This is a genomic window from Enterobacter cloacae complex sp. P42RS, assembly GCF_014930595.1.
Classification (GTDB): Bacteria; Pseudomonadota; Gammaproteobacteria; order Enterobacterales; family Enterobacteriaceae; genus Enterobacter; species Enterobacter bugandensis.
Window position 1 is genome coordinate 71647 of the sequence record NZ_JADBRK010000011.1, and the last position, 12675, is coordinate 84321.

Consider the following 12675-nt stretch of genomic DNA (forward strand, 5'->3'; position numbering starts at 1 on the left):
TGTAGCCTGCTTCATTTACCCTTCCCGGTATCTCTCATGTCACTGCTGACGGCATCTGATAAGGCATTGTGGCGTCTTGCCCTGCCGATGATTTTCTCCAATATCACCGTGCCCTTGCTGGGTCTGGTCGATACGGCCGTTATTGGTCATCTCGATTCCCCTGTTTATCTTGGCGGCGTGGCGATTGGCGCGACGGCAACCAGCTTCCTGTTTATGCTGCTGCTCTTTTTGCGTATGAGTACTACCGGGCTCACGGCACAGGCGTATGGTGCGAAAGATCCGTTACGTCTGGCGCGTGCGCTGGTGCAGCCGCTGATCCTGGCGCTTGGCGCGGGGGTGCTCATTGTTTTACTGCGCACGCCCCTGATAGACCTTGCGCTCCATGTTGTTGGCGGCAGCGAGGCGGTACTGGAGCAGGCGCGTCGCTTCCTGGAAATCCGCTGGCTCAGCGCGCCCGCTTCGCTGGCAAACCTGGTTCTGCTGGGTTGGTTACTGGGTGTGCAATACGCCCGTGCGCCAGTGATTTTGCTGGTTGTGGGAAACCTTCTCAACATTGTGCTCGATCTCTGGCTGGTGATGGGCCTGCATATGGACGTGCGCGGGGCGGCACTGGCAACGGCGATTGCCGAATACGGAACCTTACTCATTGGGCTGTGGATGGTCTGGCGCGTGCTGGCCCTGCGCGGGATATCCCTTGTAATGCTGAAAACCGCATGGCGCGGCAATATCCGTAAACTGCTGGCGCTCAACCGTGACATCATGCTGCGCTCGCTTCTGCTACAACTCTGTTTTGGCGCATTGACGGTTTTTGGTGCCCGTCTTGGGCCTGAGATCGTCGCGGTGAATGCGGTCCTGATGACATTGCTGACGTTTACCGCCTACGCGCTGGACGGCTTCGCCTACGCCGTTGAGGCGCACTCCGGGCAGGCGTACGGCGCGCGGGAAAGTGGGCAGCTTAGGGATGTCTGGCGGGCAGCCTGTCGACAAGCGGGACTGGTCGCGCTGACGTTTGCACTGATCTATGCCTGTTTTGGCCGTAACATTATTGCATTACTCACTTCGATCCCGGCTTTACGCGAACTGGCGGACCACTACATCGTCTGGCAGGTGATCTTGCCGGTGGTGGGAGTGTGGTGTTATCTGCTGGACGGCATGTTTATCGGTGCGACGCGCGGAGCGGAAATGCGCAACAGTATGGCGGTTGCGGCGGCGGGGTTTGGTTTGACGCTGCTGACGCTTCCGTGGCTGGGGAATCACGGTTTGTGGCTGGCGCTTGCGGTCTTTCTCTCGCTGCGCGGCCTCTCGCTTGCCTTTATCTGGCATCGCCACTGGCAAAATAATACATGGCTTCCTTCCCGTCACGATATATCGTGACGGTTAAAGATTCCGAATATGAAATCAACCGCCGAATCCTTAGCTACAATTATTATCACGTCCAGCAGAAAAGAACGTAACGGACGTTACGACCCGACGCTTAACTAAGAGGACACGATGATGAATAAAGACGAAATCGGCGGCAACTGGAAGCAGTTCAAAGGTAAAGCGAAAGAACAGTGGGGTAAGCTGACTGATGACGATATGACCGTCATTGAAGGCAAGCGCGATCAGCTTGTCGGTAAAATTCAGGAACGTTACGGCTACGCGAAAGACCAGGCGGAAAATGAAGTCAAAGACTGGGAAACGCGTAACGATTACCGCTGGTAACGCTGAATAACCCACAGAGGCGGCTTAAGAGCCGCCTTTATTTTGCTGCTAACGCGGCTTTTTCTTTATCAGAATTGAGTGGTCGTGCTGACACGCATCCTGATGCCGACAGGCTTCCACCTCAACGCATGCAGAACACAGCCCGTGCGCTTCAATCACGTTATGACGCAGGGCAAAACCCATTTTTGCCGCCAGCGTGTGCATAATGTCCTCTACGCCTTCCGCTCCCTCTTCTTTCACTACGCCGCAACGATCGCAGATAAACATGGCCGATGTATGCGTTGGCTGATCGAAAAGATGGCACAGGACATAGCTGTTTGTGGATTCGACTTTATGCACAAACCCTTGTTCCAGCAGGAAATCCAGCGCACGATACACCGTGGGCGGTTTAGCCTGCGGCTCGCTTTCGCGGAGCAGGTCGAGCAGATCGTAGGCGCTGATCGCCCCCTGTTGCAGGCTCATCAGGCGCAAGACTTCAAGGCGCTGCGGGGTCAGGCGCACATTGCGTTGCGCGCACAGCTTTTCGGCCTGCGCTAACAGCTCTTTTGTGGACTTATCCATTTAGCACCTCGGATGTTCTGGGAAATAAAACCCTCACTTTATCATGTTCTGGCAAAAACACCGATATCCGCCAGGCTGTGCTATACCTGACGCATCGCAAACCGGGAATGTAACAATGAAAAAACCAGACTGTATCAAGCACTGGCGCGACGTAGAAGGGCCAGATGACGCCACCTACCCCGACAGTAACGAGCTTTTTTCCATCGGATCGCCGCTGGCGCGCAGCCTGGGCCTCAGGCGTATAGGCATTCATCATGAACGTTTACCGCCGGGGCGTCGGACGTCCTATCCCCATGCGGAAAGTGACGAAGAAGAGTTTATCTACGTGCTTGAGGGCTATCCTGAAGCCTGGATTAATGGTTATTTGTGGAAACTCGAACCCGGAGACAGCGTGGGCTTTCCCGCCGGAACGGGGATATGCCACACCTTTATCAACAACACGGAAGAAGAGGTGCGGTTGCTGGTGGTGGGAGAGGCCAACAAGAAGCACAACCGCATCTACTATCCGCTCAATCCGGTTTATGCCGCCACGCGGGAAGATCGCTGGGTAGACCATCCGCCACAGTTTTTTGGGCCGCACGATGGAAAACCTGGGAAAAAATAATTTCCTCTTCTATAAATATTGAGGGCCGTCACAAATTACAACAGGCCGTAAGGAAGTTTTACTTAGGGAATGAATTAGCGGGTCTTTTTATCTTTATTCACAGCAATAGTTCGCGCCTGTTTGGGGGATAACAGACAGGGGTTATTTCATAACAGACTATAAGACGGGCATACTGTGAAAAAACATTTTAAATTTTCGATGGTTAGCATCGCTGTCTCCTTGTTTATGGCAAATCAGGCGGGAGCAGCCAATACCTGGACAGAATCACGTAGCGACGCGATGGGGGGCACCGGCGTTGCTTCGGGCAATTATGGTAGCGGGGCGTTAATTAACCCCGCGCTGCTGGCAAAGGCAAAACCGGACGATGACGTGACGGTCATTTTGCCGTCCGTTGGGGTGCAGGTAACGGATGAGGACAATCTTCAGGATGAGATTGATACCATCAACGACAAAATCAATCACTATAAGGATGTGGTTGATAACCTTACGCCAATCGAGATTATTACTAATCCGTTAGGCTCCATCAACCAGTTCCAGGGCGCGGCCAAAGATCTGGCCGATGAGCTGGACTATCTCAAGGGCAAAACCGCTCGCGCGACGGCAGGAGCAGGCCTTGCCGTGAGTATCCCTAACGATGTGCTTTCCGTGGCCTTTATGGCGAAAGGGTACGCCCATGGCCGGGTAAGCTCGTCTATCGACCAGCAGGATATTGATTATCTGCGCGGTATTCAAAGAAGCAATCTGGTGGCTGCCGGCGTTGCCCTGGACGCTGCGCTGAACGGCACGGACCAGATCACTAAAAACCTCAACTCAACGGCGTCCGGTCGGGCGGCGATTATCTCCGACTACGGTATTGCCGTTGCCCGCCAGTTTGACCTTGGCGGCGTTCCGGTTTCCGTGGGCGTGACGCCAAAACTGCAAAAAAGCTGGATCTATAACTACACCACCTCGATCTACGATTACGACAGTAATAAGTGGAACGATAGCCGCTACCGTACAGACGATACCGGCTTTAACGTCGATGCCGGTATTGCCGCTGATTTTGGCGAAAACTGGACGGTCGGCGTGAGCGGGCAAAACCTGATGTCGCGCGATATCGACACCAAAGATATCCGCATCCGCAACGGGCGTACGGGGGAAGTGGTGAGCTATAAAGACACCTACCAGATCCGTCCGCTGGTGACCGCGGGCGCTGCCTGGCACAACGATCTGGTGACCCTGACCGCCGATGGCGATCTGACCGAAACCAAAGGATTTAAGAGCGAAGATACGTCGCAGTATGTTGGGGTCGGTGCTGAAGTGACTCCGCTGAGCTGGCTGGCGGTGCGTGCCGGTTATCGTGCGGATATGAAAGGGAACGACAGCAACGTCTTTACCGGCGGTGTCGGTTTCGCGCCGTTCAATACCGTTCATGTTGACCTGATGGGTCTGTATGGCGAGGACGAAACCTGGGGCGCAGGGGCTCAGCTGAGCATGACGTTCTAAAGTACACCGGGGGCGCTGCGCCTCCGGCTTTTCTTTGTGCTATAGTAGCGCCCCTTTTCCACCAGATGCTTAAAACTTCGCCATGTCGTCAGAACACCAGACCGCTTTTCCTGCACACCGTTTCTCTATTGCGCCAATGCTCGACTGGACGGACAGACACTGCCGCTATTTCCTGCGCCAGCTCTCCCGCCATACGCTGCTGTACACCGAAATGGTGACCACGGGCGCAATTATTCACGGTAAGGGCGACTACCTGGCATACAGTGAAGAAGAGCATCCGGTTGCGCTGCAGTTGGGGGGCAGCGATCCGGTCGCGCTGGCCCAGTGTGCAAAGCTGGCGGAAGAACGCGGCTACGACGAGATCAACCTGAACGTTGGCTGCCCTTCCGACCGCGTGCAAAACGGCATGTTCGGCGCCTGTCTGATGGGCAACGCACAGCTGGTGGCGGACTGCATCAAAGCGATGCGCGATGTGGTCTCCATTCCGGTGACGGTCAAAACCCGTATCGGCATCGACGACCAGGACAGCTACGAATTCCTGTGTGATTTCATCAATACGGTGTCAGGGAAAGGCGAGTGTGAGATGTTTATCATCCACGCCCGCAAAGCCTGGCTTTCAGGCCTTAGCCCGAAAGAGAACCGTGAGATCCCGCCGCTGGACTACCCGCGCGTGTACCAGCTGAAACGTGATTTCCCGCACCTGACGATGTCAATCAACGGCGGTATTACGTCGCTGGAAGAGGCGAAAGCGCACCTTGAGCATATGGATGGCGTGATGGTCGGGCGCGAGGCGTATCAAAATCCGGGCATTCTGGCGACCGTCGACCGCGAAATCTTTGACGTTGCAGGCGCAGACACCGATCCGGTTACCGTCGTGCGTGCCATGTACCCTTACATTGAGCGCGAGTTGAGCAATGGCACCTATCTTGGCCACATCACCCGCCATATGCTTGGCCTGTTCCAGGGTATTCCGGGCGCGCGCCAGTGGCGTCGCTACCTCAGTGAGAACGCGCATAAAGCCGGTGCCGATATTGAGGTGCTGGAACATGCGCTGCGGCTGGTGGCGGATAAGCGATAATTTCGCTAAAAGATCGTCAAATTCACCACGCCCTGCGGATCCTCGCGGGGCGTTTTTCTTTAAGAACAATAGGTTAGCTTTGGCATGATTCTTGTAATGATTGCAGTATCATTCGGGAACTCGTGGGAGAGCACCATGCTTGAACTACTTTTTGTGATTGGCTTTTTTGTCATGCTGATGGTCACGGGCGTGTCGCTGCTCGGTATTCTGGCCGCGCTCGTTGTGGCCACGGTGGTTATGTTTATCGGCGGATTATTTGCCCTGACGATCAAACTGCTGCCGTGGCTGCTGCTGGCTATCGCCGTGGTGTGGGTAATACGGGCGATTAAAGCGCCAAAACTGCCGACTTATCAGCGCAATAACCGCTTCCGTTACTAAGGTATTGAGGGGTTCGTCACATACTTGTAACTTTTCCGGCAGCATGGCTTAGAACAGAATAGGATTTACTTATCGAATCTGTCACTATGGCTGCCGCTACAGAATTCATCGAGCTGTACCCTACATACAGCCGAACTAAAAAAAGAAAGGGCTTCCCACGGGAAGCCCAATTTCTTTTTGGGGGTCAGGGAATTAGCAGACTTGAACCCTGCGTCGCCCGGCTTTCCAGCACCTTATGCGCGCGCTGCGCATCGGTTAGCGGGTATTTCTGCGCATCCGCCACATCCACCTTAATCACGCCGCTGGCTATTAGCGAGAACAGCTCGTTGCTGGCTTCCTCCAGTTCTTCCCGGTTGGTGATGTAACCCTGCAAAGAAGGGCGCGTTACGTACAGCGACCCTTTCTGATTCAGAATGCCGAGATTGACGCCGGTGACAGCGCCTGAGGCGTTACCAAAGCTCACCATCAGCCCGCGACGCTGCAGGCAGTCCAGCGACGCTTCCCAGGTGTCTTTCCCCACCGAGTCATACACGACGCGTACTTTTTTGCCGCCGGTGATCTCTTTTAGCCGTTCGACGATGCTCTCTTCCCGGTAGTTGATCACCTGCCACGCGCCCGCGTCCAGCGCACGCTGGGCTTTTTGCGCACTGCCTGTGGTGCCGATCAGCTTCGCGCCTAAGGCTTTCGCCCACTGGCAGGCAATCAGCCCCACGCCACCGGCGGCAGCATGAAACAGGAACTGCTCGTCGGGTTTAATCTCGTAGGTTTTACGCAGCAGGTAGTAAACGGTTAAGCCTTTCAGGAAGGAGGCCGCCGCCTGCTCAAAGGAGATGGCGTTAGGCAGCAGGGCGGCTTTATCCGCCGGGACGTTGTGGACGGAGCTGTAAGCGCCCAGGGCAGACTGTGCATATACCACACGATCGCCTTCTTTAATGTGCTTAACCGCACTGCCCACTTTGCTGACGATGCCGGCCGCCTCAGTGCCCAGGCCGCTCGGCATTGACGGAGGTGGGTAGAGACCGCCGCGAATATAAGTATCAATGTAGTTAATGCCGATAGCTTTGTTTTCAACCTGAATTTCGTTCTCGCCAGGCGCAGCGGGGGTAAACTCCACCGCTTTCAGCACTTCAGGACCGCCGTGTTTCTGGAACTCAATGCGCGTTGCCATGCTCCCTCCGTAAGAAAAATATGGTAATCTTTCGACCCACTCTTTATCTCGGTAACTCCATTCACTATGGCAGGAAACAAAGCCTTCAACAAACAGACTGAACCTCGCGAGCGTGATTTCCAGGTCGCAGGGTTAAAAGTCCCGCCGCACTCGATTGAAGCGGAACAGTCGGTGTTGGGCGGTTTAATGCTGGATAACGAACGCTGGGACGACGTCGCCGAGCGCGTGGTGTCTGAGGATTTCTACACCCGTCCGCACCGCCATATCTTTACCGAAATGGCGCGCCTGCAGGAGTCCGGCAGCCCGATTGACCTGATTACGCTCGCGGAATCGCTGGAGCGTCAGGGGCAGCTGGACAGCGTCGGCGGGTTTGCCTATCTGGCAGAACTGTCAAAAAACACGCCAAGTGCGGCGAACATCAGCGCTTATGCTGACATCGTGCGTGAACGCGCCGTTGTCCGAGAGATGATCTCGGTGGCGAATGAGATCGCCGAAGCCGGTTTTGATCCGCAGGGTCGCACCAGTGAAGACCTGCTCGATCTTGCCGAGTCCCGCGTCTTCAAAATCGCCGAAAGTCGTGCCAACAAAGATGAAGGCCCGAAAAACATCGCCGACGTGCTCGACGCCACCGTTGCGCGTATAGAGCAGCTTTTCCAGCAGCCGCACGACGGCGTGACCGGGGTGAACACAGGCTATGACGATCTGAACAAAAAAACTGCCGGTTTACAGCCGTCGGATTTAATTATCGTCGCGGCGCGTCCGTCGATGGGTAAAACGACATTTGCGATGAACCTCGTCGAAAACGCGGCGATGTTGCAGGATAAGCCGGTGCTTATTTTCAGTCTCGAGATGCCCTCGGAGCAGATTATGATGCGTTCTCTGGCATCCCTGTCGCGCGTGGATCAGACCCGCATCCGTACCGGCCAGCTCGACGACGAGGACTGGGCGCGCATCTCCGGCACCATGGGCATTCTGCTGGAAAAACGGAACATCTACATCGATGACTCCTCCGGCCTGACGCCGACGGAAGTGCGCTCCCGCGCGCGCCGCATCGCCCGTGAACACGGCGGCATCGGCCTTATCATGATCGACTACCTTCAGCTGATGCGCGTCCCGTCGCTCTCCGACAACCGTACGCTGGAAATTGCAGAGATTTCCCGCTCGCTCAAGGCGTTAGCCAAAGAGCTGCACGTGCCGGTGGTGGCGCTGTCGCAGCTTAACCGCTCTCTGGAACAGCGTGCAGACAAACGCCCGGTCAACTCCGACCTGCGTGAATCCGGCTCCATTGAGCAGGATGCCGACTTAATCATGTTCATCTACCGTGATGAGGTCTATCACGAGAACAGCGACCTGAAAGGGATCGCCGAAATTATTATTGGTAAGCAACGTAACGGCCCCATCGGTACGGTACGTCTGACCTTTAACGGCCAGTGGTCGCGTTTCGACAACTATGCCGGTCCTCAATATGATGATGAGTAATTTCTAAGGAATTCAAATGCAAGCGGCAACTGTTGTTATTAACCGCCGCGCTCTGCGACACAACCTGCAACGTCTGCGTGAACTGGCGCCTGCCAGCAGGCTCGTTGCAGTCGTGAAAGCGAACGCTTACGGACACGGTCTTCTTGAGACCGCGCGAACGCTCCCCGATGCCGACGCCTTTGGCGTCGCCCGTCTCGAAGAAGCTCTCCGCCTGCGCGCAGGCGGCATTACGCAACCGATTCTGCTCCTTGAAGGCTTTTTTGAAGCCTCGGATCTGCCGACCATTGCAGACCAGCAGCTGCACACGGCGGTACACAACGAAGAACAACTGGGCGCGCTGGAAACGGCTGAACTGAGCGAGCAGGTCACCGTCTGGATGAAGCTCGACACGGGCATGCACAGGCTGGGCGTGCGTCCGGAAAACGCGGAGGCGTTTTATCAGCGTTTGTGCCAGTGCAAAAATGTGCGTCAGCCGGTCAATATCGTCAGCCACTTTGCCCGTGCCGATGAGCCCGAATGTGGCGCAACCGAGCAGCAGCTTGATATCTTCAACACCTTCTGCGAAGGCAAGCCGGGAATGCGCTCCATTGCGGCATCCGGCGGCATTCTGCTGTGGCCGCAGTCCCACTTCGACTGGGCGCGTCCGGGGATTATCCTGTATGGCGTTTCCCCGCTTGAGAATAAACCCTGGGGGCCGGACTTAGGCTTTAAGCCGGTGATGTCGCTGGTATCAAAGCTGATTGCCGTGCGGGAGCACAAAGCGGGCGAGCCGGTGGGTTACGGCGGTACCTGGACCAGCGAGCGCGACACGCGGCTTGGCGTGGTGGCGATGGGCTACGGCGACGGCTATCCGCGCGCGGCACCAACGGGCACGCCAGTGCTGGTCAATGGTCGTGAAGTGAACATTGTCGGCCGCGTGGCGATGGACATGATTTGCGTGGATCTTGGGCCCGGCGCGCAGGATAAAGCGGGCGACGATGCGGTGATGTGGGGTGAAGGTCTGCCCGTTGAACGCATTGCTGAGATTACAAAAGTAAGTGCTTACGAACTTATTACGCGTCTGACGTCACGGGTGGCGATGAAATACATCGACTGAGCTTTAACGGGATGCGATGCATCCCGCTTCTGTTAACATCCCCTCGATCTTATTCCGCTTCCGGTTTATTGTTGAAAACCCTGCCTCATAATAATCCGGAGAACATCGCGTGTTTCAGAAAGTAGACGCCTACGCCGGCGACCCTATTCTCTCCTTGATGGAGCGTTTCAAAGAAGATCCTCGCAGCGATAAAGTGAACCTCAGCATTGGTCTTTATTACAACGAGGACGGCATCATTCCTCAACTGAAAGCCGTTGCCGAAGCCGAAGCACGTCTTAACGCAACCCCGCACGGTGCTTCGCTTTATTTGCCGATGGAAGGGTTAAACACCTACCGTAATACGATTGCGCCGCTGCTGTTTGGTGCGGACCACGCGGTGCTCGCGCAAAAGCGCGTGGCGACTATCCAGACGCTGGGCGGCTCGGGTGCGCTGAAGGTAGGCGCAGATTTCCTGAAAAAATATTTCCCGGATTCCGGCGTGTGGGTCAGCGACCCGACGTGGGAAAACCACGTGGCCATCTTTGAAGGCGCGGGCTTTAAGGTCGAGACCTATCCGTGGTTCGACAGTGAAACCAACGGCGTGCGCGTCGAAGCGCTGCTGGAAAAACTGAATACCCTGCCGGCGCGCAGCATCGTGCTGCTGCACCCATGCTGCCATAACCCGACCGGGGCGGACCTCACCAATGCCCAGTGGGATGCGGTGATCGAGGTGCTGAAGGCACGTAACCTGATCCCGTTCCTCGACATCGCCTATCAGGGCTTTGGCGCGGGCATGGAAGAAGATGCTTACGCCATCCGCGCCGTTGCCAGCGCCGGGCTGCCAGCGCTGGTCAGCAACTCCTTCTCAAAAATCTTCTCTCTCTACGGCGAGCGCGTTGGCGGTCTGTCCGTGGTGTGTGAAGACGCCGAAGCCGCGGGGCGTGTTCTTGGCCAACTGAAAGCGACGGTCCGCCGTATTTACTCCAGCCCGCCGAACTTTGGTGCGCAGGTGGTGGCGACCGTTCTGGGCGATGAACAGCTGAAAGCCACCTGGCTTGCGGAAGTGGAAGCGATGCGCAAGCGCATTCTGTCGATGCGTCAGGAACTTGTTAACGTGCTGAAAGAGGCGGTGCCGGGGCATAACTTCGACTATCTGCTCAAGCAGCGCGGGATGTTCAGCTATACCGGACTGAGCGCGGCACAGGTCGATCGCCTGCGTGACGAGTTCGGTGTCTACCTGATCGCCAGCGGCCGTATGTGCGTGGCGGGCCTGAATGCCGGCAACGTCCAGCGCGTGGCGCAGGCGTTTGCTGCTGTAATGTAAATGCTCACTAACCCAGCCCTCTCCCACCGGGAGAGGGCTGGGGTGAGGGCATCAGACTGCATAAACACGTCCCCCGGCACTTTGTGATCGTCTTCTTTTTATTCATCTTTATAAGTAAAAACTCCTTTCCTTCCCCTCCCGCCGGGGTTATGGTCGGATAGATTTTTGACCATCCACTCAAAATATAAAGATAACAAACTGAATATTCAGGGGAAAATATGCGCAAGATCACACTGGCGCTCAGCGCCGCCTGCTTATTGTTCTCGCTTAATAGCGCCGTCGTCGCGCGAGCTTCCGCACCGACGCCGCTTTACACCGGTACCACCGCCGCCATCCTTGCCGAGCAGGCACCCATTCACTGGGTTTCCGTGGCCCAAATCGAAAACAGCCTGATGGGCCGCCCGCCAATGGCCGTGGGCTTCGACATTGACGATACCGTGCTGTTCTCAAGCCCTGGCTTCTGGCGTGGCAAGAAAACATATTCTCCGGACAGCGAAGCGTATCTGAAGAACCCGGAGTTCTGGGAAAAAATGAATAACGGCTGGGATGAGTTCAGCATTCCGAAAGAGGTGGCCCGCGCGCTGATCGCCATGCACGTTAAGCGCGGCGACAGCATTTACTTTGTCACCGGCCGTAGCCAGACCAAAACGGAGACCGTCTCCAAAACCCTGCAGGACGATTTTCAGATCCCGGCAGCCAGCATGAATCCGGTCATTTTTGCCGGTGATAAAGAGGGACAAAACACCAAAACCCAGTGGCTGGAGCAGAAAAACATCAAAGTGTTCTACGGTGATTCGGATAACGACATTACCGCGGCGCAGGATGTGGGGGCCAGAGCGATCCGGGTGCTGCGTGCCTCTAACTCGACCTATCGACCGCTGCCGATGGCAGGCAAGTTTGGCGAGGAGGTGATTGTTAACTCCGAGTATTAGTTCTTGAGCGGCGGGTTTGATTCTTTTTTGAACAAATCCGCCGCTGCGGGTTTTACCTTTCGCCTTCTTGCTGCACACTTAGAAATATTCATCTTTCAGAACGGAGCAGCTCATGTGGTATCAACAGACCCTGACCTTAAGCGCTAAACCCCGCGGGTTTCACCTTGTGACGGACGAAGTCATCGGGCAACTCCGCGACCTGTCGCGCGTCAAAACGGGTTTACTGCATCTGCTGCTTCAGCACACGTCAGCCTCCCTCACGCTTAATGAAAATTGCGACCCTACCGTCCGGTCTGATATGGAACACCATTTCCTGAAGACGGTTCCGGACAACGCCTCCTACGAGCACGATTATGAAGGCGCAGATGACATGCCTTCGCATATCAAATCTTCTCTGCTGGGCGTATCGCTGATGCTACCGGTTCATAACGGGCGGCTAATGCTGGGAACGTGGCAAGGGATCTGGCTGGGAGAACATCGCATTCACGGTGGTTCGCGTAAAATTATCGCAACGCTACAAGGGGAATAAAGATGACAATTTCGGAGATACTTCAGTACTGCATGAGCAAGCCTGGCGCGGAACAAAGCGTTCACAGCGACTGGAAAGCCACGCAGATCAAAGTGGGAGACGTGCTGTTTGCGATGGTGAAAGAGGTTGAAGGGCGCCCGGCGGCGTCGCTGAAAACCAGCCCGGAACTGGCGGATCTATTACGTCAGCAGCATGATGATGTGAGGCCGAGCCAGCACCTCAATAAGGCGCACTGGAGTACCGTTTATCTGGACGGCTCGCTGCCCGGCTCACAAATTTACTATCTGGTGGATGCGTCCTACAAGCAGGCGGTTGAGCTGCTGCCGGAAGCGACCCGACAGCAGCTCTCCGTGTAACA

General features: G+C 55.8%; 14 protein-coding genes and 1 pseudogene. 13 read left to right on the plus strand and 2 right to left on the minus strand.

Features of this window, described 5'->3' with window-relative positions; genetic code table 11:
* Positions 1 to 36: 36 nt before the first annotated feature.
* The 3 genes and pseudogenes from dinF (at position 37) to IM314_RS14480 (ending at position 1704) form a co-directional block, all read left to right on the plus strand.
* Positions 37 to 1374, plus strand: coding sequence for an MATE family efflux transporter DinF (gene dinF, locus IM314_RS14475; RefSeq protein ID WP_193359117.1), 1338 nt, complete (start codon positions 37 to 39; stop codon positions 1372 to 1374).
* A pseudogene (locus IM314_RS22135) lies at positions 1344 to 1445 on the plus strand (hypothetical protein); the annotation flags it as partial. The gene dinF and the pseudogene IM314_RS22135, both read left to right, overlap by 31 nt.
* 49 nt (positions 1446 to 1494) lie before the next feature.
* Positions 1495 to 1704: a CsbD family protein gene (locus IM314_RS14480; protein ID WP_014882139.1), complete on the plus strand. Its 210-nt coding sequence runs from the start codon at positions 1495 to 1497 to the stop codon at positions 1702 to 1704.
* 48 nt (positions 1705 to 1752) lie between these two features.
* Here IM314_RS14480 and zur read toward each other — a convergent pair whose 3' ends face one another.
* Positions 1753 to 2265, minus strand: coding sequence for a zinc uptake transcriptional repressor Zur (zur, locus tag IM314_RS14485; protein ID WP_028015164.1), 513 nt, complete (start codon positions 2263 to 2265; stop codon positions 1753 to 1755).
* A 115-nt stretch (positions 2266 to 2380) separates the two neighbouring features.
* Between zur and IM314_RS14490 the strand changes: the two genes are divergently transcribed.
* The 4 genes from IM314_RS14490 to pspG all read left to right on the plus strand — a co-directional run bounded on the left by IM314_RS14490 (position 2381) and on the right by pspG (position 5810).
* Positions 2381 to 2869 (plus strand): cupin domain-containing protein, encoded by a 489-nt coding sequence (locus tag IM314_RS14490; RefSeq protein WP_047362624.1) that lies wholly within the window; start codon positions 2381 to 2383, stop codon positions 2867 to 2869.
* Between the two features lie 198 nt (positions 2870 to 3067).
* The gene (gene traF / locus IM314_RS14495) at positions 3068 to 4354 is read left to right on the plus strand and encodes a conjugal transfer protein TraF (protein WP_227008624.1); all 1287 of its coding nucleotides are present in this window, start codon (positions 3068 to 3070) and stop codon (positions 4352 to 4354) included.
* Between the two features lie 82 nt (positions 4355 to 4436).
* Entirely contained in the window at positions 4437 to 5432 is a 996-nt protein-coding gene (gene dusA, locus IM314_RS14500; protein ID WP_048957468.1) for a tRNA dihydrouridine(20/20a) synthase DusA, read from the plus strand.
* 135 nt (positions 5433 to 5567) lie between these two features.
* Positions 5568 to 5810 carry an envelope stress response protein PspG gene (gene pspG, locus IM314_RS14505; protein ID WP_028015168.1) on the plus strand — a complete coding sequence of 81 codons (243 nt, stop codon included), beginning with the start codon at positions 5568 to 5570 and terminating at the stop codon, positions 5808 to 5810.
* 184 nt (positions 5811 to 5994) lie between these two features.
* Here the strand turns inward: pspG and IM314_RS14510 are convergent, their stop codons facing one another.
* Entirely contained in the window at positions 5995 to 6978 is a 984-nt protein-coding gene (locus IM314_RS14510; RefSeq protein ID WP_193359119.1) for a quinone oxidoreductase, read from the minus strand.
* 66 nt (positions 6979 to 7044) lie between these two features.
* On the opposite strand from IM314_RS14510, the gene dnaB reads away from it, so the two are divergent.
* The 6 genes from dnaB (at position 7045) to IM314_RS14540 (ending at position 12673) form a co-directional block, all read left to right on the plus strand.
* A complete protein-coding gene (gene dnaB, locus IM314_RS14515; RefSeq protein ID WP_193359120.1) occupies positions 7045 to 8457 on the plus strand; it encodes a replicative DNA helicase in 1413 nt (470 codons plus the stop codon).
* A gap of 16 nt (positions 8458 to 8473) precedes the next feature.
* Positions 8474 to 9553: an alanine racemase gene (alr, locus tag IM314_RS14520; protein WP_193359121.1), complete on the plus strand. Its 1080-nt coding sequence runs from the start codon at positions 8474 to 8476 to the stop codon at positions 9551 to 9553.
* Between the two features lie 109 nt (positions 9554 to 9662).
* Positions 9663 to 10856, plus strand: a complete 1194-nt coding sequence (gene tyrB / locus IM314_RS14525) for an aromatic amino acid transaminase (protein WP_045260940.1) — start codon at positions 9663 to 9665, stop codon at positions 10854 to 10856.
* 218 nt (positions 10857 to 11074) lie between these two features.
* On the plus strand, positions 11075 to 11788 hold the full coding sequence (aphA, locus tag IM314_RS14530) for an acid phosphatase AphA (protein WP_041911537.1): 714 nt from the start codon (positions 11075 to 11077) through the stop codon (positions 11786 to 11788).
* A gap of 112 nt (positions 11789 to 11900) precedes the next feature.
* The gene (locus IM314_RS14535) at positions 11901 to 12317 is read left to right on the plus strand and encodes a secondary thiamine-phosphate synthase enzyme YjbQ (protein WP_163333480.1); all 417 of its coding nucleotides are present in this window, start codon (positions 11901 to 11903) and stop codon (positions 12315 to 12317) included.
* A gap of 2 nt (positions 12318 to 12319) precedes the next feature.
* On the plus strand, positions 12320 to 12673 hold the full coding sequence (locus IM314_RS14540; protein ID WP_028015174.1) for an MmcQ/YjbR family DNA-binding protein: 354 nt from the start codon (positions 12320 to 12322) through the stop codon (positions 12671 to 12673).
* Positions 12674 to 12675 lie beyond the last annotated feature (2 nt).